19 protein-coding genes are annotated in these 24,343 nt (G+C 71.4%); 12 read left to right on the top strand and 7 right to left on the bottom strand.

Annotated elements, in window-relative coordinates:
- Window positions 1-36: 36 nt before the first annotated feature.
- Window positions 37-1,416, bottom strand: coding sequence for an adenylosuccinate lyase (gene purB / locus I8E28_RS01550; protein WP_200786091.1), 1,380 nt, complete (start codon window positions 1,414-1,416; stop codon window positions 37-39).
- A 108-nt stretch (window positions 1,417-1,524) separates the two neighbouring features.
- Between purB and I8E28_RS01545 the strand changes: the two genes are divergently transcribed.
- Window positions 1,525-2,139, top strand: a complete 615-nt coding sequence (locus tag I8E28_RS01545; protein WP_200786090.1) for a glutathione S-transferase N-terminal domain-containing protein — start codon at window positions 1,525-1,527, stop codon at window positions 2,137-2,139.
- A 266-nt stretch (window positions 2,140-2,405) separates the two neighbouring features.
- Here I8E28_RS01545 and I8E28_RS01540 read toward each other — a convergent pair whose 3' ends face one another.
- Complete coding sequence (locus I8E28_RS01540) at window positions 2,406-2,981, bottom strand: glutathione peroxidase (RefSeq protein WP_200786089.1); 576 nt, start codon at window positions 2,979-2,981, stop codon at window positions 2,406-2,408.
- Between the two features lie 146 nt (window positions 2,982-3,127).
- On the opposite strand from I8E28_RS01540, the gene I8E28_RS01535 reads away from it, so the two are divergent.
- The 4 genes from I8E28_RS01535 (at window position 3,128) to I8E28_RS01520 (ending at window position 5,632) form a co-directional block, all read left to right on the top strand.
- Window positions 3,128-3,988 (top strand): ferritin family protein, encoded by an 861-nt coding sequence (locus I8E28_RS01535; RefSeq protein WP_200786088.1) that lies wholly within the window; start codon window positions 3,128-3,130, stop codon window positions 3,986-3,988.
- Complete coding sequence (gene rfaE2 / locus I8E28_RS01530; protein WP_338050703.1) at window positions 3,985-4,485, top strand: D-glycero-beta-D-manno-heptose 1-phosphate adenylyltransferase; 501 nt, start codon at window positions 3,985-3,987, stop codon at window positions 4,483-4,485. The genes I8E28_RS01535 and rfaE2 overlap by 4 nt, the downstream gene beginning before the upstream one ends.
- Window positions 4,486-4,522: 37 nt before the next feature.
- The gene (locus I8E28_RS01525) at window positions 4,523-5,413 is read left to right on the top strand and encodes an RNA polymerase sigma-70 factor (protein ID WP_200786087.1); all 891 of its coding nucleotides are present in this window, start codon (window positions 4,523-4,525) and stop codon (window positions 5,411-5,413) included.
- Window positions 5,414-5,494: 81 nt separating this feature from the next.
- Complete coding sequence (locus tag I8E28_RS01520) at window positions 5,495-5,632, top strand: carboxymuconolactone decarboxylase family protein (RefSeq protein WP_200786086.1); 138 nt, start codon at window positions 5,495-5,497, stop codon at window positions 5,630-5,632.
- On the opposite strand, the gene I8E28_RS01515 is transcribed toward I8E28_RS01520, so the two are convergent.
- The 4 genes from I8E28_RS01515 to glnE all read right to left on the bottom strand — a co-directional run bounded on the left by I8E28_RS01515 (window position 5,629) and on the right by glnE (window position 14,124).
- Window positions 5,629-8,733 carry an efflux RND transporter permease subunit gene (locus I8E28_RS01515; RefSeq protein ID WP_200790190.1) on the bottom strand — a complete coding sequence of 1,035 codons (3,105 nt, stop codon included), beginning with the start codon at window positions 8,731-8,733 and terminating at the stop codon, window positions 5,629-5,631. The genes I8E28_RS01520 and I8E28_RS01515 overlap by 4 nt on opposite strands.
- A gap of 13 nt (window positions 8,734-8,746) precedes the next feature.
- Window positions 8,747-9,916 (bottom strand): efflux RND transporter periplasmic adaptor subunit, encoded by a 1,170-nt coding sequence (locus I8E28_RS01510; protein ID WP_200786085.1) that lies wholly within the window; start codon window positions 9,914-9,916, stop codon window positions 8,747-8,749.
- Window positions 9,913-11,352 carry an efflux transporter outer membrane subunit gene (locus tag I8E28_RS01505; RefSeq protein ID WP_239027163.1) on the bottom strand — a complete coding sequence of 480 codons (1,440 nt, stop codon included), beginning with the start codon at window positions 11,350-11,352 and terminating at the stop codon, window positions 9,913-9,915. The genes I8E28_RS01510 and I8E28_RS01505 overlap by 4 nt, the downstream gene beginning before the upstream one ends.
- Before the next feature lie 78 nt (window positions 11,353-11,430).
- The gene (glnE, locus tag I8E28_RS01500; protein ID WP_200790182.1) at window positions 11,431-14,124 is read right to left on the bottom strand and encodes a bifunctional [glutamate--ammonia ligase]-adenylyl-L-tyrosine phosphorylase/[glutamate--ammonia-ligase] adenylyltransferase; all 2,694 of its coding nucleotides are present in this window, start codon (window positions 14,122-14,124) and stop codon (window positions 11,431-11,433) included.
- 106 nt (window positions 14,125-14,230) lie between these two features.
- Between glnE and I8E28_RS01495 the strand changes: the two genes are divergently transcribed.
- From I8E28_RS01495 to I8E28_RS01480, 4 genes are read left to right on the top strand one after another with little or no spacing between them, the layout of a single operon-like run.
- Entirely contained in the window at window positions 14,231-18,292 is a 4,062-nt protein-coding gene (locus I8E28_RS01495; protein ID WP_200786084.1) for a YhdP family protein, read from the top strand.
- Window positions 18,289-19,098 (top strand): carbon-nitrogen hydrolase family protein, encoded by an 810-nt coding sequence (locus I8E28_RS01490; protein WP_200786083.1) that lies wholly within the window; start codon window positions 18,289-18,291, stop codon window positions 19,096-19,098. The genes I8E28_RS01495 and I8E28_RS01490 overlap by 4 nt, the downstream gene beginning before the upstream one ends.
- The gene (locus I8E28_RS01485) at window positions 19,095-21,155 is read left to right on the top strand and encodes an ATP-binding protein (RefSeq protein ID WP_200786082.1); all 2,061 of its coding nucleotides are present in this window, start codon (window positions 19,095-19,097) and stop codon (window positions 21,153-21,155) included. The genes I8E28_RS01490 and I8E28_RS01485 overlap by 4 nt, the downstream gene beginning before the upstream one ends.
- Window positions 21,155-21,796 (top strand): response regulator transcription factor, encoded by a 642-nt coding sequence (locus I8E28_RS01480; protein WP_200786081.1) that lies wholly within the window; start codon window positions 21,155-21,157, stop codon window positions 21,794-21,796. Before I8E28_RS01485 ends, I8E28_RS01480 begins: the two co-directional genes overlap by 1 nt.
- Here the strand turns inward: I8E28_RS01480 and I8E28_RS20825 are convergent.
- Window positions 21,793-21,921 carry a hypothetical protein gene (locus I8E28_RS20825; RefSeq protein WP_275403449.1) on the bottom strand — a complete coding sequence of 43 codons (129 nt, stop codon included), beginning with the start codon at window positions 21,919-21,921 and terminating at the stop codon, window positions 21,793-21,795. The two genes, I8E28_RS01480 and I8E28_RS20825, sit on opposite strands and share 4 nt — an antisense overlap.
- Here I8E28_RS20825 and mltA point away from each other — a divergent pair.
- From mltA to I8E28_RS01465, 3 genes are all read left to right on the top strand, one after another.
- Window positions 21,911-23,041, top strand: coding sequence for a murein transglycosylase A (gene mltA, locus I8E28_RS01475; RefSeq protein ID WP_239027162.1), 1,131 nt, complete (start codon window positions 21,911-21,913; stop codon window positions 23,039-23,041). The two genes, I8E28_RS20825 and mltA, sit on opposite strands and share 11 nt — an antisense overlap.
- Window positions 23,038-23,454: a hypothetical protein gene (locus I8E28_RS01470; RefSeq protein ID WP_200786079.1), complete on the top strand. Its 417-nt coding sequence runs from the start codon at window positions 23,038-23,040 to the stop codon at window positions 23,452-23,454. The genes mltA and I8E28_RS01470 overlap by 4 nt, the downstream gene beginning before the upstream one ends.
- Before the next feature lie 112 nt (window positions 23,455-23,566).
- Window positions 23,567-24,334 carry a methyltransferase domain-containing protein gene (locus tag I8E28_RS01465; protein ID WP_200786078.1) on the top strand — a complete coding sequence of 256 codons (768 nt, stop codon included), beginning with the start codon at window positions 23,567-23,569 and terminating at the stop codon, window positions 24,332-24,334.
- Window positions 24,335-24,343: the final 9 nt, after the last annotated feature.

Genomic DNA, 24,343 nt, shown 5'->3' with positions numbered 1-24,343 from the left:
GGGCAGAGACGACACGAAGTGCGGAACGTGGGGGCATCAAACGCGACGCGCGAGGCCGGCGGCCATGCCCACGTAGTTGGCGGGCGTCATCGCCAGCAGCCGATCGCGCTCCTCGGCCGGGATCTCCAGCGAGCGGATCAGCGCGTGCAGGTCCTCGGCGCGCACGGTCTTGCCGCGCGTGACTTCCTTGAGCTTCTCGTAGGCGCCCTGCACGCCGTAGCGGCGCATCACGGTCTGGATCGGCTCGGCAAGCACTTCCCAGGACGCGTCGAGATCGGCCGCGATGGCGTCCGCATTGAGTTCCAGCTTGCCCAGGCCGATGCCCATGGAGTGGTACGCCAGCGTCGCGTAGCCCAGCGCCACGCCCATGTTGCGCAGCACGGTGGAATCGGTGAGATCGCGCTGCCATCGCGACACCGGCAGCTTCTCGGACATGTGGCGCAGGATGGCGTTGGCCAGGCCGAGGTTGCCTTCCGCGTTCTCGAAGTCGATCGGGTTGACCTTGTGCGGCATGGTCGACGAGCCGATCTCGCCTTCGCGCGTGCGCTGCTTGAAGTAGCCCAGGCTGATGTAGCCCCAGACATCGCGCGCCCAGTCGACCAGGATGGTGTTCGTGCGCGCGACGGCGTCGAACAGTTCGGCCATGTAGTCGTGCGGCTCGATCTGGGTGCTGTACGGCTGGAACGTGAGCCCCAGGCCCAGCGGCTCGGGCGTCTCGACGACCTTGCGGCTGAATGCCTCCCAGTCGAAGCCGGGGAAGGCCGCCAGGTGCGCGTTGTAGTTGCCCACCGCGCCGTTCATCTTGCCCACCAGCTGCACGCCGGCGATGCGCGCACGCGCCGCGTCCAGGCGCACGACGACGTTGGCGATCTCCTTGCCCACGGTCGTGGGGCTGGCGGTCTGGCCGTGCGTGCGACTGAGCATCGGCACGTCGGCGTGGGCGCGCGCCATCTCGCGCATGCGGGCGATGACGGCGTCCAGCGCCGGCAGCAGCACGTGCTCGCGCGCGTACTTCAGCTGCAGCGCGTGGCTGGTGTTGTTGATGTCCTCGCTGGTGCAGGCGAAGTGCACGAATTCGGCGGCGGCGCGCAGTTCGGGGCGGGCCTCGAACTTGGACTTGATCCAGTACTCCACGGCCTTGACGTCGTGGTTGGTGGTCTTCTCGATCTCCTTGATCGCCAGCGCGTCGGCTTCGGAGAAGTTCTTCACCAGTCCCAGCAGGTAGGTGCGCGCGCCGGGCGACAGCGGCTTGAACTGCGGGAAGCCGGCGTCGGACAGCGCGATGAACCAGCACACCTCCACCTGCACGCGCCGGTGCATGTAGCCGTGCTCGCTCATGAGCGGGCGCAGGGGCGCGAGGCGGGCGGCGTAGCGGCCGTCCAGCGGCGACAGGGCGGAGATCGTCGAGAGCTGCATGGGGAGCCACGCATTGTAGGCGGCGCCTCCGGGTTGTCGCCGCGCTGCCACAGCCGCCGCGCAGCTCCCCCGTAGAATCGTTCAGTGACCCACAACAGCAAGAGTCCCATGAAACTGATCGGAGCGGTGACCAGCCCTTACGTGCGCAAGGTGCGCATCGTGATGGCGGAGAAGAAGCTGGACTATCAGTTCGTGCAGGAGGACGTCTGGGCCGCCGACACCACCATCGCTGAATCCAATCCGCTGGGCAAGGTGCCGTGCCTGGTGATGGAAGGCGGCGAGGCGCTGTTCGACTCGCGCGTGATCGTCGAATACCTAGACACGCTGTCGCCGGTGGGCAAGCTGATTCCCGCGGTGGGCCGCGAGCGCGCCGAAGTCAAGACCTGGGAAGCGCTGGCCGACGGCGTGTGCGACGCGCTGATCCTGGCGCGGCTGGAAGCCAACTGGGCCGGCCGCAGCAAGACGCAACGCAGCCAGGCCTGGATCGACCGCCAGCTGGGCAAGGCCCATGCGAGCGTGAAAGCGATGAGCCAGGGGCTGGGCGACAAGCCGTTCTGCGCCGGCATCCACATGAGCCTGGCCGACATCGCGGTCGGCTGCACGCTGGGCTACCTCGATTTCCGCTTCACGGACATCGACTGGCGCACGCCCTACCCGAACCTGGCCAAGCTGTACGAGAAGCTGGTGCAGCGGCAGGCGTTCCAGGACACCAAGCCGGACTGAGCCAGCCTTCGCCCTGCGCTGCCTGCCGCGGCAGCGCGCCTCCCGCGCGGAAAGAAAATTGCCGCGAAGCGCCCCGGACGGAAGGAGGGAGGGAGGGAGGAGGAGAAGAGCCGCCCCGGGATTGCATCCGGCAGTCGCCGGAAGGCTTCGCAGCAGGAACCTTGTTCTGGCGGAGCCGTGGCCCCGTGCCCTTATGGAGGCGATCCGCCGCCGCCGGGTTCCCGCGAATCGCGGGCCGATCCGTAAAGTTTTGTGTCGCCCGACCGTCAGGGAGCGGCCAGCAACTGCTCGATGCGCGCCACGAACGCCTTGTCGTCCGGCGTCGTGGTGCTGCCGTAGTAGGCAACGGGCTGGCCGTTGCGGCCGACCAGGTACTTGTTGAAGTTCCACTTCGGCGACTCGCCGGTGGCGGCCGACAGGTCCTTGAACAGCGCGTTGGCCTTGCTGCCGCGCACGCTGCTGGCCGCGAACATCGGGAACTTGACCCCGAAGGTGTTCTCGCAGAACTCGGCGATGTCCTTGTTGCTGCCCTTTTCCTGCAGGAAGTCGTTGGACGGGAAGCCCAGCACCACCAGGCCGCGCTCCTTGTACTTCGCGTGCAAGGCTTCCAGGCCCTGGTACTGGGGCGTGAAGCCGCAGTAGCTGGCCGTGTTGACCACGAGCAGCACCTTGCCCGCGTACTGGCACAGCGATTGCGGCTTCTCGTCCTGCAGGCGCGGGAATGTCTTGTCCAGCAGCTGGGGGCAGGAAGCGGCCGAGGTCGCCGGCGGCGCGACCTGCGCATGGGCGGGCGCGGCCAGGGCCGCGCTGCAGGCGAGCAGGAACACGATCGTGCGGAGCATGGCGTCCTCGCTGGGTCGGGAAGTTGCAGGCATTCTGCAGGCGCCCGCACCGCCCTGCCGCGGCCGTGGGCGATGCCCTTCCGACCTTGTCGCCCCAAGGAAACGGGCAGGGCGCTTAAAATTCACGCACTTTGCGCCTACCGACCATGCTTTACCCCGAACTGTTCAAGCAACTGGAGTCCGTGCGATGGGACATGGACAAGGACATCCCGTGGGACCAGTTCGACGCGTCCAAGCTGTCCGATGAACAGGCCCACACCATCAAGATGAACGCCATCACGGAGTGGTCGGCCCTGCCCGCCACCGAGATGTTCCTGCGCGACAACCGTGACGACAGCGACTTCTCCGCGTTCATGTCGATCTGGTTCTTCGAGGAGCAGAAGCACTCGCTGGTGCTGATGGAATACCTCAAGCGGTTCCGCCCCGACCTGGTGCCCACCGAGCAGGAACTGCACGAGGTCCGCTTCGAATTCGAGCCCGCACCCGCGCTCGAAACCCTGATGCTGCATTTCTGCGGCGAGATCCGGCTGAACCACTGGTACCGCCGCGCGTCCGAGTGGCACACCGAGCCGGTCATCAAGCACATCTACCAGACGCTGAGCCAGGACGAGGCGCGCCACGGCGGCGCCTACCTGCGCTACATGAAGCGCGCGATCGCCAAGTTCGGCGACGAGGCCAAGGCGTCGTTCGCCAAGATCGGCGTGCTGATGGCCAGCGCGCGCCGCACGGCGCAGGCGCTGCACCCGACCAACCTGCACGTGAACAAGTCGCTGTTCCCGCGCGACACCATCCAGAGCCGCCTGCCCAACCCGGAATGGCTGGAACACTGGCTGGACAAGCAGATCGCCTTCGACTCGGTCTGGGAGAACAAGGTCGTCGAGCGCATCCTGCACAACATGAGCCTGCTGATGGACCGCAGCTTCCAGAGCGTGCAGGAGCTCAATCGCTACCGCAAGGAAGTCACCGCCTCGCTCGCGCAAGCCGGCGCCCAGCCGAACCCGGCGTGAGCGACCACGCGGCCCTGCCCCCGCCGGCGTTCCTGCGCAAGATCGTCGCGCGCGGGCAGGCGGGCCAGGCGCTGCGACAGCTTCCCGGCCCGGTCGTCTTCACCAACGGCGTCTTCGACGTGCTCCATCGCGGGCACGCCACCTACCTCGCGCAGGCGCGCTCGCTGGGTGGCAGCCTGGTGGTCGCCATCAACACCGACGCGTCGGCACGCCGCCTGGGCAAGGGCCCCGAGCGGCCGCTGAACAACGAGCAGGACCGCGCCGCGATGCTGGCGGCGCTGGCCAGCGTGGACCTGGTCACCTGGTTCGACGAGGACACGCCGGTGCAACTGCTCGGTGACCTGCGGCCCGACATCTACGTCAAGGGCGGCGACTACGACATGGCCACGCTGGAGGAAACGCGCGTGGTCGAAAGCTGGGGCGGCCGCTCGCTCGCCATCCCGTTCCTCGGCGGCTACTCCACCACCTCGCTGGTCGACCGCATCCGCGCCGGCTGAGCTGTCACAAGCGGCCGGTCCCGCGCGTCTAGCCGCCATGGACCAACGCACCGCCGCTTTCCAGCGCCACCGATCGCGCCTGTTCTCGCTGGCCTACCGCATGCTCGGCTCGCGCGCCGATGCGGAGGACGTGCTGCAGGACGCCTGGCTGCGGTGGAACGAATCCGACACCGACAGCCTGCGCACACCCGAAGCCTGGCTGGTCACGGTCACCACGCGACTGGCGCTGGACCGCCTGCGCCACGCCAAGGTGGAGCGCGAGGCGTACACCGGCCACTGGCTGCCCGAGCCCCTGGTCGAACCGCTCGACGAGGACACGCCGCAGGACCTGCTGGAACGCGCCGACGACATCTCGGTGGCGCTGCTGCGCGTGCTGGAGACGCTGGCGCCGGCCGAGCGCGCCGCCTTCGTGTTGCGGCAGGCGTTCGACACCGACTACGCCGAGATCGCTGCACTGCTCGGGCGCAATGAAGCCGCCTGCCGGCAACTGGTGCACCGCGCCACCGAGCGCGTGCAGGAAGTGCGGCGCCAGCAGCCGGTCGACCGCGGCGCGCATCGCCGGCTGCTCGAGGCCTTCGCGGCGGCGGCAGCTGCCGGCGACCTCGCCGGCCTGCGGCAGCTGTTCGCCGACGACGTGGCGCTGGTGAGCGACGGCGGTGGCCGTGTGAGCGCCTTCGTGCACGTGCTGCGCGGTGCGCAGCGGCTGGCGCAGCTCTATTACGCGACCTTCCGCCGCGCCGGCGATGCCGTGCGCTACGTGCCCGTGCGCGTCAACGGCGGGCCGGGCCTGGCCCGCTACTTCGACGGACGACTGGAGTCGGTGCAGGCGTTCGATCTCGACGCCGACGGCCGCATCGTGGCGGTGTACGTGCAGCGCAACCCGGACAAGTTGCGCGCCGCGGCCGCGGCCTTGTCACAAGCGGGCTAGGCGGCGCGTCCGGGCCTGGTCACCACCACGAAAGGAACGACGACCATCGAGACGCAAGCGCCGCAGGAGGACTTCGACGCCTTGCGCGAACACTTCAGCGACGAGGAGATCGCGCAGCTGTCGTTCGCCATCGCGCAGATCAACGCGTGGAACCGTCTGGGCGTCGGGATGCGGGTGCCGGTCGGCCCGCGCGCGATCACCCTGCGCGCGGCGGCCTAGTCGCTTCGGTGGCCGGCATCCGCCAGCCGCCCCGTGGGCCGGTGGCGGCGCATCCGGCGCGCGGTGCGCCGGATGAAGCCTTCGATGTCGTCGAACACCGTGTAGACCACCGGGATCACCACCAGGCTCAGCACGGTCGACGTGATCAGGCCGCCGATCACCGCCGCCGCCATCGGCGAGCGGAAGCTCGGGTCCGCGGTGCCCAGGCCGACGGCGATCGGCAGCATGCCGGCGCCCATCGCGATGGTGGTCATGATGATCGGGCGCGCGCGCTTGTGGCAGGCGTCGATCAGCGCGTCGAACCGCGACATCCCGTGCTCCGCGCGCGCGACGATCGCGTACTCCACCAGCAGGATCGAGTTCTTGGTCGCGATCCCCATCAGCATGATCAGCCCGATCAGCGACGGCATCGACAACGCCGCGCGCGCCACCAGCAGGCCGACGAACGCGCCGCCGATCGACAGCGGCAAGGCCGCCAGGATGGTGAACGGGTGCAGGAAGTCCTTGAACAGCAGCACCAGCACGACGTAGATGCACAGCACGCCGGTGAGCATCGCCAGCCCGAAGCTGGCGAACAGCTCGCCCATCACTTCGGCGTCGCCGATGGTGGCCTGCCGCACGCCGGCGGGCAGGTTGCGGATCGAGGGCAGCTTCTGCACGGTGTCGGTCACTTCGCCCAGCGGCTGTCCTGAGAGTTCGACCTCGAAGTTCACGTTGCGCGAGCGGTCGTAGCGGTCGATCACCGCCGGCCCGCCGGTGAGCTCGAACGTCGCCACCTGGCCGAGCAGCACCGGCCCCCGCGCGCCCTGCACCGGCAGGCGTTCGAGCACCGACAGGTCCTGCCGCGCGTCCTCGCTCAGCTTGACGACGATGGGCACCTGCCGCTGCGCGAGATTGAGCTTGGCCAGGCCGACGTCGTAGTCCCCCAGCGTGGCGATGCGCAGCGTCTCGCCGATCGCCGCGCTGGTCACGCCCAGGTCCGCGGCGCGTGCGAAGTCGGGCCGCACCGCGATCTCGGGCCGCACCAGGCTCGCGGTCGACGAGATGCTGCCCAGCCCGGGAATCGTGCGCAGGTCGCGTTCGACCGCGGCCGCCGCGGCCTGCAGTGCCTGCGGCTCCTCGCCCGTGAGGACCAGCACGTACTTCTCGCCGGAGCCGCCGAGGCCGACCTTGTAGCGCACGCCGGGCACCGCGCCGAGCGTGGCGCGGATGTCGTTCTCGATGCCCTGCTTGCGCGGACGGTCGCTGCGTGGCGCCAGCAGGATGGTGAGCGTTGCCTTGCGCACGTCGGCGCCGCCACCGGCCGCGAACGGGTCCGCGCCCGCGGTGCCGCCACCGATGGTCGTGTAGGTGCTCACCACGTGCGGCACCTTCGAGATCAGCAGCCGCGCCTGCTCCGCGGCTGTGCGCGTTTGCTCCAGCGTCGAGCCGGGCGGCAGTTCCAGGTAGACCTGCGTCTGCGAGTTGTCGTCCGGCGGGATGAAGCCGGCCGGCAGCAGCATGGTCAGCGCCAGCGAGCCGACGAAGAACACCGCCGCCAGCACGCAGGTGATGAGGCGATGCGACAGCGCCCAGCGCACCGCAGCCAGGTAGCGCGGCATCCAGGCCGGCTCCTCGTGCTCGCCGGCCGCGGGCTTGAGCATGTACGCGGCCATCATCGGCGTGAGGATCCGGGCGACCACCAGCGAGGCGAACACCGCCAGCGACGCCGTCCAGCCGAACTGCTTGAAGAACTTGCCGGCGATGCCGCTCATGAACGCCGTCGGCAGGAACACGGCGATCAGCGTGAAGGTCGTCGCGATCACCGCCAGCCCGATCTCGTCGGCGGCTTCCATCGCCGCCTGGTAGGGCGTCTTGCCCATGCGCAGGTGGCGCACGATGTTCTCGACTTCCACGATCGCGTCGTCGACCAGGATGCCGACCACCAGCGAGAGCGCCAGCAGCGTCACCACGTTGACCGAGAAGCCCAGCAGGTACATGCCGACGAAAGCCGGGATCACCGACATCGGCAGCGCCACGGCGGACACGAAGGTCGCGCGCCAGTCGCGCAGGAACAGCCAGACGACGATCACCGCCAGGATCGCGCCCTCGTACAGCAGGTGCATCGAGCCGGCGTATTCCTCCTCCACCGGCGTCACGAAATCGAACGCCTGCGTGAGCTCGATGTCCGGCCGCGCGGCCTTCAGTTCCTCCAGCGCCTGGCGCACGCCGGCACCGACCTGCACCTCGCTCTCGCCGCGGCTGCGCGCCACCTCGAAGCCCACCACCGGCTTGCCGTCCAGCAACGCCGCTGCGCGCGGCTCGGCGAAGGTGTCGGTCACCGTCGCCACATCCTCCAGGCGCACGCTGCGCCCGCCCGCCATCGGGATCTCGATGCGGCCGACCTCCGCTGCCGTGCGCACGGTGGCGAGCGTGCGCACCGGCTGCTCGCCGCCGCCCAGGTCGGCGCGGCCGCCGGCGCTTTCTGTCTGCACTTCGCGCAGGCGGTGCGAGATGGCGGCCACCGTGATGCCCAGCGCCTGCACCTTGCCGGCGTCGATGGCGACGCGGATCTCGCGCGTGACGCCGCCCACGCGGTTGACCGCGCCGACGCCCTTGACGGCGAGCAGCTTGCGCGAAACGTCGTTGTCGACGAACCAGGACAGCGCCTCGGGATCGAGGCGGTCCGAGCGGATCGTGTAGGCCAGCACCGGCTGCCCGGCGAGGTCGAGCTTCGTGACGACCGGGTCGCGCAGGTCCGAGGGCAGGTCGGCGCGCACGCGCTGCACGGCGGACCGCACGTCGTCCAGCGCTTCCTGCACCGGCTTTTCCAGCCGGAACTCGGCATTGATCGTGACCAGGCCGTCGGACACGTTCGTGTACTGGTGCTTGAGGCCCTGCACCGACGCGATCGAGTTCTCCAGCTTGCGGGCGACGTCGGTCTCGAGCTGCGATGGCGACGCGCCCGGCAGCGCCGCCGACACGGTGATCGTCGGCAGGTCGATGTCCGGGAAGTTCTGCACCTTCATGCCATGGAAGGCGAGCACCCCGGCGAAGGTGAGCAGCACGAACAGCATCACCGCCGGGATCGGGTTGCGGATCGACCAGGACGAGACGTTCAGCATGGCAGGCCCGTCACTTGCGGTGCGCGGACGCGGCGGACGCCGGTGCCGCGGGCGCGTTCACCACGCGCACCAGGTCGCCGTCGTTGAGAAACGCGCCGCCGGACGCGACCACGCGCGCGTCGTCCGGCAGCCCTTCGAGCACTTCGATGCGCGGGCCGACGATGCGGCCGGTGCGCACCTTCAGCTGCTGGATGCGTTGCTGGGCGTCGACGCGCATCAGGTAGCTGAAGCCCTCGCGCAGGACGACCGCGGTCTGCGGCACCGTCAGCGCCGGCGTCGCGCCGAGCTGGAACTCGCCGCGCGCGAACATGCCCGCGCGCGCACTGCCGGCCATCGGTCCGGGCAGCGCGCGAACGTCGACGTACACCAGCGCCATGCGCGACTGCGGATCGACCGCGGCGCCGATGTTGCGCACCCGGCCCTCGAGCCGCGCGCCGCTGGCGGCGGTGATCTGCGCGGTCGTGCCCGGCGTGACGCGGCCCAGTTCGGTCGACGTCACTTCGGCACGCCATTCGAGGCGGCCCTGGCGGATCATGCGGAACAGCTCCGTGCCCGCGCCGACCACCGCGCCGACCGTGGCGGTGCGCGCGGAGATCACGCCGTCGTCGGGCGCGAGCACGCGGCTTTGTGCGAGACGCGCCGACTGCGCTTGCTCCGCGGCCTGGGCCGCCTGCAGCCGCGCCTGCGCCGTCTTCGCACCGGTGAGGTACTGGTTGATCTGCGACGCCGACAGCGCGCCGGTCTGCTCCAGTGTCTTCGCCCGCTCGGCGTTCACCGCCGCATCCGCCGCCGCCGCTTCGGCTTCGGCGACGCTGGCGCGCGCCTGCGCGAGTTCGGCCGACAGCGTGGCGGTGGAGAACGTGGCCAGCACCTGCCCCTTCTTCACGCTGTCGCCGACGTTGACGAGCACCTCCGCGAGCCGCTGGCCGTTGGTCTCGGCGCCGATGCTGGCCTCCTGCCACGCGGCCAAGCTGCCGTTGGCGGCGAGCACCACTGGCAGGCTGGCGCGCTCGGGCGCGACGGTCGCGACGGTGAGCGTGGGCCGGGCGCCGGACGCGGCGGTCTTCGGCGCGACGGCACCGTTGTCTTCGGGAGCGGCCTTGCCGCCGCCGCACGCGCACAGGGCGGCGAACGCGGCCAGGGTGGCGGTGCGGAAGGCGAAGGGAAGCGGGCGGTTCATCGGGTCTCCGGGATCGGGGCGGTGGCGAGCGCGTCGTCCGGCGGCCAGCCGCCGCCCGCGGCGCGGTACAGCGCGACGAGCGCCGCGGCGCGTTCCTGCTGCAGCAGCACGAGCGCGTTCTGCGCCGCCAGTGCCTGCCGGCGCTGGTCCTCCAGCTCGATCAGGCTGCCCAGGCCGGTGCGCCAGCGCGACTCGGCGGCGGCCAGCGACGCGCGAAAGCCCTGCACCGCGCGTTGGGCATCCGCTTCGCGAAGCCGCGTGCTCTCCAGGTTCACCAGCGCCTCTTCGATCTCGCGCACGGCCTGCCGCACGCGGGCCTGGTACGCCAACAGCGCCTCGTCGTAGCGCACGCGCGCGGCGTCACGGTTGGCGGCGATCACGCCGCCGTCGAAGATCGGCAGCGTCACCGCCAGCGGGCCGAGTGACCAGGTGTTCAGTGTCATGTCCACGCTGCCGCTGGAGAAGCGGGCCCGGCTCACGTTGCCGGTGAGCGTGAGGCGCGGGAAGCGCGACGCGTCGGCCGAGCCGACGTCAGCGGCGGCAGCGAGCAAGTTGCGCTCGGCGCTGTAGACATCCGGGCGTTGCGCCAGGACGCGCGCCGGCAGCGCCTCGAGGTTGGGCGGTGCCGGCAATGCGTGCGTGTCGCGCGCCCAGGCTGCGAGCGTGTCTTCCGCGATGCCGGTCAGGGCGACCAGCGCCTTGCGCTCGCTGGTGCAGCGCGCGCGTTGCTGCTCCAGCTGCATGCGGCCCTGCGCGGCGCTCGCCTCGGCCAGCGCCGCGGTGGCCGGCGCCTGGAAGCCGGCGTCCGCCGCCAGGCGCGTGAGCCGTGCGGTTTCCGCGCGCGACGCGGCATCGGCGGCCGCGACCTGCTCGATCGCGCCGCAGGTGCGCAGCGAGAACCAGGACGTCGCCGCTTCGGCCGCCACGCTCACGCGCGCTTCGTGCCAGCCGGCGCGCGCCCCGAGCAGGCGTTCGTCGGCGGCGCTGCGGTCGTCGCGCAGGCGGCCGAACACGTCGGCTTCCCAGCTGGCCTGCAGCCCGGCCTGCACGGTGGTCGCCGGCGCCTGGAACGTCACCGGATCGCTGATGCCTCGGGTGGCCGACACGGTGCCATCCAGGCGCGGCAGCAACGTCGCGTTCGCACCCGTGCGCTGCACTTGCGCCGCCGCGATGCGGCTGCGGGCCTGCGCCACGGTGGGGCTGGCGGCCTGCGCCGCCTCGACGACGCGCGCCAGGGCGGGGTCGTCGAACGACTGCCACCAGCGCGCGAGCTGTGCCGGCTGCCCACCGTGCGGCAAGGGCGCCTGCCACTGCGCGGGTGCGAGCTCGGCGACCGGCCGCGCGGGTGGCAGCGCCGGGCCGCCGGCGCAGGCGGCCAGCAGCAGGGACAGCATGGGCAAGGCCTGCCGCAGGGCAGGAAGGACGGGGCTGGGCATGGGGTCGCGGCGCCTCGCAGCGGGCGAAGGCACGCCGCGGGATTACAGCATGCGTGCCCGGCCGCGTGGGCCGCGCGCTCAGGCGCCGAAGAGGAGGCGCCAGACGGCCAGGATGGACTCGCGGTGGGCGTGCGCGGCTTCCGGCGTGACGTGCGTCGGCGCTTCGTCGAGGCGCGCCTTGTGCTGGATGCGCCGCAGCTCGCGGTAGGCGTCGCCGGCCGCATGGCCCACGCCGGCGGGCAGCAGGCCGGCGTCCTCGGCGCGCTGCAGCAACGCGATGTTGCCGACGTTGGGCACCAGTTGCGGGTGCGAGCCGGCCTGCGCCAGCACGAGGTACTGCACCGCGAACTCCGCGTCGACCATGCCGCCTTCGCTGTGCTTGACGTCGAAGCGGCCATCCGGCACCGGGTGCGCGGCGCGCACGCGGTCGCGCATGGTGGCGATCTCGCGCCGCAAAGCGACGAGATCACGCGGCGCGGTGATGACGGCTTCGCGCACCGCGTCGAAGCGCGGCGCCAGCGCGGCGTCGCCGACCAGGAAGCGCGCGCGCGTCATGGCCTGGTGTTCCCAGGTCCACGCGGTGTTGCTGCCGCGCCCGAGCTGGTAGCGCTCGTAAGCGGCGAAGGTGGTGATCAGCAGGCCCGAGTTGCCGTTCGGCCGCAAAGCGGTGTCGATCTCGTACAGGTCGCCCTCGGCGGTCTTGGTCGTGAGCCAGTTGATCAACTTGCGCACGAGGGCGCCGTACACCTCGGGCGCGCGCTCGTCCTCGTCCTCGTAGACGAACACGATGTCCAGGTCGCTGCCGTAGCCCAGTTCCTTGCCCCCTAGCTTGCCGTAGCCCAGGACCGCGAAGCCCGGTTCGTCGCGGTGCCGGTTGCGCAGCCGCTCCCAGCACCAGCGCGCGGTGACGCGCAGCATCGTGTCGGCCAGCGCGCTGAGGTCGTCGGCCACCTGTTCGACGGTCAGGCGGCCTTCGACGTCGCGCGCCAGCGTGCGGAACACCTCGGCGTGGTGCGCGCGGCGCAGCAGGTTGAGCAGTGCCTCGTCGTCGTCCTCGCCCGTGGCGCGCAGGGACGCCACGCGCGCTTCCAGTTCGGCCTCGAAGGCCGGCGCGTCGAAGCGCTCGGCCAGCAGCGATTCGCTCGCCAGTTCGTCGATCACGCCGGGGTGGCGCACCAGGTAGCGCGCGGGCCAGCGCGCCGCGCCCAGCACGCGCAGCAGGCGCTCGTGCACGCCGGGGCGCTCCAGCAGCAGGGCGAGATAGCTCTCCCGGCGCAGCAGCGGCTCGAGCCAGTCGACCATCCGCACCGCAGCCTCTTCGCCGACCCGGCCTTCCAGCACCCATTGGCCGGTGCGCGCCAACAGGCGCGAGAGCCGGTGGCGCGCGTCCTCGCGCAGCGACTGCACGCGCGGATGGCCGCACCAGCGGCCGACGCGTTCGCCCAGCTGCTGCGGGAACTGGTCGCGCAAGGTCTCCAGGTCCGGCGGCGCCGCGCGCCCCTTGTTGCAGCCCTTGCACTCCTCCTGGCCGCCCAGCAGCGTGTCGAACTCCTGCGCGACGAACTCGCGATGGCGGTCCAGCTCGTGCAGGAAGGGACAGCAGTCGGCAAAGCCCATGCTGCGCGCGACCCAGCCCAGGTCGCCGTCGCAGTCCATCGGCAGCACGTGCGTCTGCTGGTCGTCCAGGTACTGGATCCGGTGCTCGACGCGGCGCAGGAATTCGTAGGCCTCGGCGAGCGCGGTCGCCGTGGCCGCGGGCATCAGCCCCGAATCGGCGACGCGCTGCAGCGCCGCGACCGTGGAGCGCGTGCGCAGTTCCGGGAACTGGCCGCCGCGCACCACCTGCAGCAGCTGCACGGTGAATTCGATCTCGCGGATGCCGCCGCGCGACAGCTTGACGTCGTTGGCGCGGTCCGGGCGCCCGGCGCTGCGCTTGGCCGCGTGCTCGCGGATCTGCCGGTGCAGCACCCGCAGCGAATCGAACACGTTGTAGTCCAGGTAGCGCCGGAACACGAAGGGCAGCACCACCTTGCGCAGCTCCTGCGCCGAGCCGTTGTCGATCGCCGCCCGCGGCGCGACGACGCGGCTCTTGAGCCAGGCGAAGCGCTCCCATTCGCGCCCCTGCACCAGGAAATATTCCTCCAGCGCGTCCAGCGACACCACCGGCGGGCCGGAGTTGCCGTTGGGGCGCAGCGCGAGGTCGATGCGGAACACGAAGCCGTGCTCGGTGGGCTCGCCCACCAGCGCGAAGATGCGCTTGACGACGCGGCCGAAGAATTCGTGCAGCGACAGCTTGCCGCGGCCGTCGACGCCGGTCGTCTCGCCATCCTGGTCGTAGACGTAGACCAGGTCGATGTCGCTGGACACATTGAGCTCGCGGGCACCGAGCTTGCCCATGCCGACGATCCACAGCTGCGCCGGCTGGCCGTTCTCGCCGATGGGGGCGCCATGGACGGCCTGCAGCTCCTGCAAGGACTGTTCGCAGGCGACGTCGAGCGCGAACTCGGCCAGCGTGGTCATCGCGCCCGTGACGCCGGCCAGCGGTGCGGCGGCGTCGCAGTCGAGCGTGAGGACGCGTTCGAGCACCAGTTGCCGCACGACGCGCAGCGCGGCGCCCGGCTCCAGGCCGCGCTCCAGCAGGGCGTCGAAGGTCGGACGCAGCACGTCACGGCCGGGAAGGCCGGCGGGCAGCAGGGACAGTTCGCCCGCGTAGCGGCGGCGGATGCGGGTGGCAAAGCGCGAGTGCGCGGAACCCGTGCCGGGCGCCTGCATCTCACCCGTGGGTGCCGCGGCCGCATCGCCCGGCAGGACGATGCCCCGGTCCGCCGGCTGCGCGCGGACCCCGGGCCTGATAATTCCTGCCACTACGTCGTCTTTCATGAACGATTCGCCGCCGATTCCTTCGCGCCTGCTCCAGGCCCTGGCCGCCTGCGCGAAGTGGTCGCTCGTGGCCGTGGCGGCATGCTGGCTGCTGTTGGCGCTCGCCTGGGGCGCGCTGCACGCGTGGATTGTGCCGCGAATCGGCGAATACCGCCCCGAGCTGGAAGCCCGGGCCTCCAGGGCGCTCGGCGTGCCCGTGCGCATCGCGGGCGTGACCACGGTCGGCAGCGGCCTGCTGCCCTCCGTGGAACTGCGCTCGGTGGTGCTGCTGGACCCGCAAGGGCGCGAGGCGTTGCGGCTCGATCGCGTGCTGGTGTCCTTGTCCCCGCGCTCGCTGTGGAATTTCGGCTTCGACCAGATCGCCATCGAGGGACCCCGGCTGGACATGCGGCGCACCGCGGACGGCCGGCTGCTCGTCGCCGGCCTGGACCTGTCCGGCAGTGGCGGCGATGGCGGCGGCGCCGACTGGTTCTTCCGCCAGGGCGAGGTGATCCTGCGCGGCGGGACCGTGCGCTGGACCGACGAGCAGCGCGGCACGCCCGAACTGGGCCTGGCCGACGTGCAGCTGGTGGTGCGCAACGGCGGCCGCCGGCATGCGATGCGGCTGGACGCCACGCCGCCGCCGGCGTGGGGCGACCGCTTCACGCTGATCGGCGGCTTCCGCCACCCGCTGCTGTCGGTCCATCCCGGCCGCTGGCAGGACTGGGACGGGCAGCTGCATGCCGATTTCCGCCGCGTCGACCTGCGCGAACTGCGCCGGCACGCGCAGGCGGCGGTCGACATCGGCAGCGGCCACGGCGCCGTGCGCGCCTGGCTCGACGTGAAACACGGGCAGCTGGTGGGCGCCACCGCGGACCTGGCGGTCGCCGACGTGTCGGTGCGCATCGCGCAGGACCTGCCGCCGCTCGCGCTCACCTCGCTGTCCGGCCGCATCGGCGGCCAGCGCCGCAGCGACGGCTTCGACGTCGAGACGCACGAGTTGCAGTTCACCACCGATGCCGGCCAGCGCTGGCCGGGCGGCAACCTTGCCCTGAGCTACACCGAGGCGACGCGGTCGAAGCCGGCGTCCGGCGAGCTGCGCGGCGACCGCATCGACCTCACGGCGGTGCGGCAACTGGCCGGCCGGCTTCCGCTCGGCGCCGCGACGCACGAGGCGCTCGCCACCTTTGCGCCGCAAGGCCTGGTGGAAACGGTGCAGGCGCGCTGGCAAGGCTCGCTCGAAGCGCCCTCCAAGTACCAGGCGCGCGGACGCGTCAGCGGCTTGTCGGTCGCGTCGGTGGCGCACCGCGGCGGCGCCGGATCGCCCGGCGTGCGCAACGCCGCGCTCGACTTCGACCTGACCGAGGCGGGCGGGACCGCCAAGCTGGCCATGCAGGACGGCGCGCTCGACCTGCCGGGCGTGTTCGAGGATCCGGTGCTGCCGTTCGAGCGCCTCAGCGCCGACGTGCAGTGGCACCTGCCGGCCGGCAAGGCCAGCGTCACGGTGTCCAACCTGAAATTCAGCAACCTCGACGCCGCGGGCGAAGGGCAGGCCACCTGGCGCATGGGCGACGACCCCGCGCGCCGCTTCCCCGGCGTGATCGACCTGACGGCCAGCCTGTCGCGGGCCAACGGCGCCCGCGTGTTCCGCTACCTGCCGCTGGGCGTGCCGCAATCGGCGCGCGACTACGTGCGCGACTCGGTGCAGCGCGCCGAGGTGACCGAGGCCCGGGCGCGCCTGAAAGGCGACCTGCGCGACTTCCCCTTCACCAGGCAGCGCTCGGGGGAGTTCCGCGTCACGGCGCAGGTGCGCGACGCGACCTATGCGTTCGTCCCCAAGGCCGCGCCGAAGACCGGCAACCTGCCCTGGCCCGCCCTGACGCAACTGTCCGCGCAGCTGGTGTTCGACCGCAGCAGCCTGCGCGTCGAGGACGCGCAGGGCCGCTTCCCCAATGCCCCGGGCCTGCGCGTGAAGGCCGAGGCCGGCATCGCGGACCTGGCGCACACGGCCGTCGACGTCAACGGCGAAATCCGGGGCCCGCTCGGCGAGGCGCTGACCATCGTGCAGCGCTCGCCGGTCAACTTGCTGACGCATGAAGCGCTGTCGAAGGCGACGGCCACCGGCAACGCCGACGTGCGGCTGAAGCTGGCCTTGCCGATCGCGCAGATCGACCGCAGCACGGTGCAGGGCACGGTCACGCTCGCCAACAACGACGTGCAGCTCTCGCCCGACAGCCCGCAGCTGCAGCGCGCGCGCGGTGCGGTGACGTTCAACGAGCGCGGCTTCACGCTGGTCAACACGCAGGCGCGCGCGCTCGGCGGCGAGGTGAAGCTGGACGGCGGCACCCGGCCGATGGGCGTCGACACCGCCGTCGTGGTGCGCGCGCAGGGCACGGCCACGGCGGAGGGCCTGCGGCAGGCGCGCGAACTGTCGTTCGTGCCGCGGCTTGCGCGGCAGGCGAGCGGCTCCAGCACCTATGCGGCGACGGTGACGTTCCGCCGCAGCACGCCCGAGATCCTCGTGACCAGCAGCCTGCAAGGCCTGGCGCTGAACCTGCCCGCGCCGCTGGGCAAGGCGGCCGACACGGCGATGCCGCTGCGCTACGAGAACGTGCTGGTGCGCGACACCGCGACGACCACCGGGCAGGCGGACCAGCTGAGCGTGGACGTGGGGCGCATCGCGTCGGTCAACTACGTGCGCGACCTCACCGGCCCGGAGCCGCGCGTGCTGCGCGGCGCGCTGGCCATCGGCCTGCAGCCCGGCGAGACGGCGCCGCTGCCCGACCAGGGCGTGACGGCCAACATCGCGCTCGGCACGGCGGACCTGGACGGCTGGAGCCGCATCCTCGATGCGCTGTCGCCCTCGCCCGCACCCGCGGCGCAGCGCAGCGCGTATGCGGCCTCGGTCAGCGCCGCCAGCACCTATCTCCCCAGCACCTTGGCCTTGCGCGCGCGCGAGCTGACCTTCAGCGGCCGCACGCTGCACAACCTGGTGGTCGGCGCCACGCGCGAAGGCCTGGGCTGGCGGGGCAACGTGCATGCCGACGAACTGAGTGGCTACGTCGAATACCGCGAAGGCGCCGGCCCCGTGCCGGGCCGCGTGTTCGCGCGCCTGGCGCGGCTGGCGATCGCCTCGTCGCAGGCGAACGCGGTCGAATCGCTCCTGAGCGAGCAGCCGGCGTCGATCCCGACGCTGGACGTGGTGGTCGACGACTTCGACCTGCGCGGCAAGAAGCTGGGCAGGCTGGAGATCGAGGCCGTGAACCGCGGCGCCATCGCGCGCGAGGGCAACGTGCGCGAGTGGCGCCTGAACAAGCTGACGCTCGCCAGTCCCGAGGGCACGGTCAACGCGAGCGGCAACTGGGCCGCGCTCGAGGCGCAGGCCGCGGCGCCACGCGGCGCCGAGAAGCGCCGCACGGTGATGAACTTCAAGATCGACCTCGTCGACGCCGGCGGGCTGCTCGCACGGCTGGGCATGAAGGACGTCGTGCGCGGCGGCCAGGGGAAGATGGAGGGGCAGGTCGCGTGGATCGGCTCGCCGCTGTCGCTGGACTACCCGTCGATGACCGGCGCCTTCCACGTCAACGTGGAGAAGGGCCAGTTCCTCAAGGCCGACCCGGGCCTGGCCAAGCTGCTGGGCGTGCTGAGCCTGCAGTCGCTGCCGCGCCGGCTGACGCTCGACTTCCGCGACGTCTTCAGCCAGGGCTTCTCGTTCGACTTCGTGCGTGGCGACATCACCGTGCAGCAGGGCATCGCGGCGACCAACAACCTGCAGATGAAGGGCGTCAACGCCGCGGTGCTGATGGAAGGCAAGGCCGACCTGGAGCGCGAGACGCAGGACCTGCGCGTGGTGGTGGTGCCGGAGATCAACGCCGGCACCGCGTCGCTGGTGGCGGCGGCGATCAACCCGGCGATCGGCCTGGGCACCTTCCTCGCGCAACTGCTGCTGCGCGACCCGCTCGCGCGCGCCACCACGCAGCAGTTCCAGATCGACGGCACCTGGACCGACCCGAAGATCACCAAGCTCGACAAGGCGGGCCCGGCGCGGCCGGCGGCGTCCGGCAACAATGGCGAACGATGAAGGTTGCCGCCGTCCAGATGGTCTCCACGCCGCGCGTGGACGACAACCTGCGGGCCGCCGAACGCCTGCTGGCTGAAGCGGCGGCGCAGGGCTGTGAACTGGCGGTGCTGCCGGAGTACTTCTGCCTCATGGGCCAGCGCGACACCGACAAGCTCGGCGTGCGCGAAGCCGCGGGCGACGGTCCCATCCAGGCGTTCCTGGCCGATGCGGCGCGCCGCCACGGGCTGTGGCTGGTGGGCGGCACGCTGCCGCTGGTGGCGCGCGACGCCGACCACGTGCGCAACACCTGCCTCGCATTCACGCCGCAGGGGCAGCTCGCCGCGCGCTACGACAAGATCCACCTGTTCCGCTTCGACAACGGGCGCGAGCGCTTCGACGAGGCACGCGTCATCGAACCCGGGGCACAGCCGGTGTCCTTCGAGTTCGCCGATCGCAGCGGCCGGCGCTGGCGCATCGGCATGTCGGTCTGCTACGACCTGCGCTTTCCCGAGCTGTACCGGCAGTTGCAGGCAGACCTGCTGCTGGTGCCCAGCGCCTTCACGCACGTGACCGGCGAAGCGCACTGGGAACCGCTGCTGCGCGCCCGGGCGATCGAGAACCTCGCCTACGTGGTGGCGCCGGCGCAGGGCGGCGTGCACGAGACCGGCCGGCGTACCTGGGGCCACAGCCTCGTCGCCGACCCGTGGGGTGTGGTCGTCGCCGAGCGCGCGGACGATGGCGAGGGCTTGGCCATGGCCGACATCGACGCCGCGCGCCTCGCGCAAGTGCGCCGCGAGTTGCCCGCGCTGGAGCACCGGGCCCTATGACGGCGCCGCAGCAGCAGGCGGACCGCCCCTCCGCCGCGCAGCGCTGGCTGCTGTGGGCGTCGCTGAGCGCGATCGTCGGCACCCTGCTGGTCATCCTGATCTGGCTGGCCGGCCGCTACGAGGCCAGCAAGGTGCAGGAGCGCCTCGATCGCGACGCCGCCGAAGCGCTGGCCGATGTGCGCGCCGGCCTGACGCGCAACGTGCAGTCGCTGCAGGCGCTGCAGGCCGGCACGCCGACCGCCCAGCTCTGGTCCGAGGAGGCGCACCGTTTGCTGATGGCGCGCCGCGAGCTGTTGCGCATCGAGTGGCGCAATGCCCACCTGGCGCAGGTCGCCGCCGCCGACACCGCGTACCGGCCGCCCGTGTTCGCGCGCATGGGGCGCGCCAGCGCGCAGCAGGAGATCGCGCTCGCATGCGCCAACGCGCGCCGCAGCAGCGGCGCCGGCTATGCGGCCAGCTATTTCCTGCCGCAGATGGATGGCCTGGGCCTGGAGGCAATGGACGTCTGCCTGCCGCAGATGCAGGGCGGCCAGCTCGCGGGCTACGTCGTGGCGACCTATTCGCTCAGCGAGATCCTCTCCAGCCTGGTCGGGCCGCAGTTGACGCGCAGCCAGGAGATCTCGTTCACCGAAGCCGATGGCACGCGCCTGGCGCTGTACGGCAACACGCGGCGCGGCTCACGCGTGTTCACGGCCACGCAGCTGCTGGACCTGCCGGGCAACACGCTGGTGCTGCGCATGGACAGCTGGCGCGCCGCGCCCGAGGTGTTCCCCAACGTGCTGACGGCGCTGGTCACGGCGATGTCGATCGCGTTGCTCGCGGTGCTGTTCCTGCTGGGCAAGGACACGCGCCGCCGGCTGGAAGTCGAGCGCGACCTGGCCGATGCGCTCGCCTTCCGCAAGGCGATGGAAGATTCGCTGGTCACCGGCTTGCGCGCGCGCGACCTGCGCGGGCGCACCACGTACGTCAATCCGGCGTTCTGCGCGATGGTGGGATTCACGGCGGAGGAACTGCTCGGGCAGGGCTCGCCGCAGCCGTACTGGCCGCCCGAGCTCGCCGGCGAATACCAGAAGCGGCAGGAGATCCGGCTCGCCGGGCGCAACGCGCCGCCGCGCGACGGGTTCGAATCGGAGTTCATGCGCAAGGACGGCTCGCGCTTCCCGGTGCTGATCATCGAGGCGCCGCTGATCAACGCGCAGGGCGTGCAGACCGGCTGGATGAGCGCGTTCCTCGACATCAGCGAGCAGCGGCGGGTGGAGGAGCTCTCGCGCGCGAGCCAGGAACGGCTGCAGGCCACCGCGCGCCTGGCGACGGTCGGCGAGATGGCCTCGCTCCTCAGCCACGAACTGAACCAGCCGCTGGCGGCGATCTCCAGCTACGCCACGGGGTCGCTGAACCTGATGGATGCTGCCAGCCGTCCCGACCCGGCGGACCTGCAGCTGGCGATGCGGCGCATCGCCGAACAGGCCGAGCGCGCCGGCAAGGTGATCAAGAGCGTGCACGACTTCGTGCGCCGTCGCGACCAGGACCGGGAGCCGACGGCGCCGCAGGAGCTGATCGACGCCGTGATGCCGCTGGTGGGACTGCAGGCGCGCAAGCTGGGCGTGCAGGTGGAAACGCGCGTGCCTTCGGCGCTGCCGGCGGTGCTCTGCGACCGCACGATGGTCGAACAGGTGCTGCTGAACCTCGCACGCAACGCGATGCAGGCGATGGACGAGGCGCGGGTGCCACGGCGCACGCTCGTGATCCAGGTGCGCCGCACCACCGGCGGCGATGCGGGCGACAAGGCCGCCTGGCTCGAATTCTCCGTCGCCGACCAGGGGCCGGGCATCCCCGCCCTGGTGCGCGCGCAGCTGTTCACGCCCTTCTTCACCACCAAGGCCGAAGGCATGGGCCTGGGCCTGTCGCTGTGCCGCACTGTCGTCGAGCAGCACGGGGGTTCCCTCGCGTACGAGGCCAACCGGCCGCAAGGTACGATCTTCCGCTTCACCCTGCCGGCGCAGCTGCCTGTGCCGGCCACGCCCGCCGGCGCCGAGCCGGCCACCACCGCCACCTGATGCAACCCGCCCCCGACGCCACCGTGTACATCGTCGACGACGACGAGAGCGTGCGCGACGCGCTCGCGTGGCTGCTGCGGTCGCGCCACCTGCCCAGCGAGCGCTTCGCGGCCGCCGAGGATTTCGAGGCGCTGCTCGAACGGGGCTTCCGTCCGGTGCAACCGTGCTGCCTGCTGCTGGACGTGCGCATGCCGGGCATGAGCGGGCTGGCGCTGTTCGAGCGCATCGTCGCGCGCGACCTGGTGGAGGCGATGCCGGTGATCTTCCTCACCGGCCATGCCGACGTGCCCACGGCCGTCGACATGGTCAAGCGCGGCGCCTTCGATTTCTGCGAGAAGCCGTTCTCGGACAACGCGCTGGTCGACCGCGTCGAGCAGGCGCTGCAGCTCTCTGCGCAGGTGCAGGCGGCGTGGCGCGAGCGCCAGCGGCTGGCCGGGCGGCTGCGCGAGCTCACCGACCGCGAACGCGACGTGATGCGGCTCGTGGCCAAGGGCCTGCCGAACAAGCTGATCGCCGACCAGCTGGACATCAGCGTGCGCACGGTGGAAGTGCACCGAGCGCGCGTGTTCGACAAGATGGAAGTGCGCTCCGCCGTCGAACTGGCCAACGTGCTGCGCGACGTGGAGCCGGGCGGCGTCTAGCCGTCCTTGTCGCCCTTGTCCTCGGGTGGCGGCTCGCCACCGGGGCGGCCAGAGAACATGGTCCACCACACGATCGCGACGAGCACGACCAGCGCGAGCAGGGCTTCCAGCAGAATGAGCAGCATGCGACGGTTCTGGCGAGTGGCGGGCATTGTAGGAATCCTGGCGGGGTGCGCCTCGACGCCGTTGCCGCCCGACCTGCCCTCCGCGCCTTCCGCGGTGGCTCCGACCGATGAAGTGCCTTCCGGCCCCGCCATCGTGCAAGGCAGGAGCCGCTGGGTGCCGGTGCGCTGGAGCGACTTGCCCGGGTTCGAGGCGGACGCGCTGCACGAGGCCTGGAATGCCTGGCTGCGCAGTTGCGAGCGGCCACCGGCCGCGTGGGTGGCGCTGTGCCCGCAGGTGCGGCGGCTGTCGATCGCCAGCGCCGACGAGCAGCGGGCCTGGATGCGCGAGAAGCTGCAGCCGTACCGCGTCGAGCCGCTGCAGGGTGGCGCCGCCGAAGGGCTGCTCACCGGCTACTACGAGCCGGTGCTCGAAGCGTCGCGCCAGCCGGGCCCGCAATTCGTCGCGCCCCTGTTCCGCCCGCCGGCGACGCTGGCCTCGCGCAAGCCCTGGTACACGCGGCAGGAGATCGACACCCTGCCCGAGCCGCGATCGCAATTGCGCGGCCGCGAGATCGCGTGGCTGGCCGACCCGCTCGACGCGTTGGTGCTCCAGATTCAGGGGTCCGGCCGCCTGCGCGTGACGGAAGCCGATGGCAGCGTGCGGCTGGTGCGCGTCGCCTATGCCGGCAGCAACGAGCAGCCGTACCGCAGCGTCGGCGGCTGGCTGTTGCAGCAGGGCGCGATCCGCGACGCGTCGTGGCCCGGCATCAAGGCGTGGGCGCGCGACAACCCGCAGCGCCTGAACGACCTCCTGTGGAGCAACCCGCGCGTGGTGTTCTTCCGCGAGGAGCCGCTGGCCGAGGCCGACGTGGGCGGGCCGCGCGGCGCGCAGGGCGTGCCACTGACCGCCGGCCGCTCGATCGCGGTCGACAAGGACAGCATCCCGTACGGCACGCCGGTGTGGCTCGCCTCCAGCGGCCCGGTGACCACCCTGCAGCGGCTGGTGCTGGCGCAGGACACGGGCAGCGCGATCGTGGGCGCCGTGCGGGCCGACTATTTCGCCGGGTCCGGTGCCGAGGCGGGCGACATCGCCGGCCGCTTGAAGCAGCCGTTGCGGCTGTGGGCGCTGTGGCCGCGATGAAGCGCAATCCGCGGAGCTTCGCCGGCGCTGCGGCGCTGCTGCTGGTCAGCTGCGCCGCGGTCGAACCGCAGCCCGTGCCCGCGCCCGTCGCCCCGGAGGCCCCGCGACCGGTGGTTGACGCGCCGGCGCCGGGCCCGGCCGCCCCGATGGCCCATCCAGATCGCGACGCGCTGAACCTGGCGTGCGACGACGGCATCGAGCTGCGGGTGCGCTTCGGCGAGGACGAGGCCGCGGTGGAAGGCCTGGGCGAAGGCAGGCAGATCCTCGGGCGCGACGCTGGCGGCACAGGCCCGCAGCAGTCCGTCTACAGCGGCGACCGCATGCGAGTCGAGTTCGGTCTTGGCCCCGGCGGGACCGACGCTGACGTGCACCTGCTGGATTCGATGCGCACGCTGCATTGCCGGCGCCGCTAGACGTTCCACCTGCGACGACATGTTTTCAATCGAACCGGACCTTTTCGACTGGGCGCGCGGCCAGGCGGCTGAAGCGCCGCCACGCGACGCGCCCTGCAAGATCTGCGGCACGGTGAGCGCACCGTTCGACGTGGTCGACTTCCAGAAGAGCTGCGACCATCGCCTCTATCCCGCTGGCATCAGCGGAATCCCGGTCATCTACCACCGATGCCCGTCCTGCGCCTTCATCTTCACCCGCTTCTTCGACGGATTCACGCCCTCGCAATGGGCCCGGCATGTCTACAACGCCGACTACGTGAGAGTCGATCCGGACTACGTCGACGTCCGCCCCCGCGTGAACGCGCGCGAGTTGCAGTCCTTCCTGCCGCGCAAGAAGGACGTGCTCGGACTCGACTTCGGGGGCGGCAATGGGCTCACGGCGGCACTGATGCGCGATGCAGGGTGGGCGTTCGAGTCGCTCGATCCGTTCGGGCATAGCAATGTATCGGCGCATCACGCGGGCCACTTCAACTTCTGCAGCGCGATGGAAGTGCTGGAGCACACGCCTGACCCTGTCGCTGCCCTGGAGTCGATCGTTGGAATGTGCACGGCCCAGCGGCTGATCGTGTTCATCGGCACGGCGGTGCACGACGGCGTCGTGTCCGACGCGACACGGCTCGCCTGGTGGTATGCGGCCCCGAGGAACGGTCACATCTCGCTCTTCTCGCGCGCCGCCCTGGCGCGGCTCGGCGCCGCATTCGGGCTCCAGTACACGAGCATCACGCGCGGAACGCACCTTCTCACGCGCGGCGTCTCGCCATGGGCCGCCAAAGCCATGCTGCTGCGCGGCAAGCTCCTCGTGCAGGCCCGCTCGGCGCTCGACAGGCGGCGAACGGCCTGACGTCCTCCG

This window comes from Ramlibacter algicola, from assembly GCF_016641735.1.
In the GTDB taxonomy this organism is placed as follows: domain Bacteria; phylum Pseudomonadota; class Gammaproteobacteria; order Burkholderiales; family Burkholderiaceae_C; genus Ramlibacter; species Ramlibacter algicola.
Note: the sequence above shows the minus strand (reverse complement) of the source record. Positions and strands in the feature narration are given on the sequence as shown.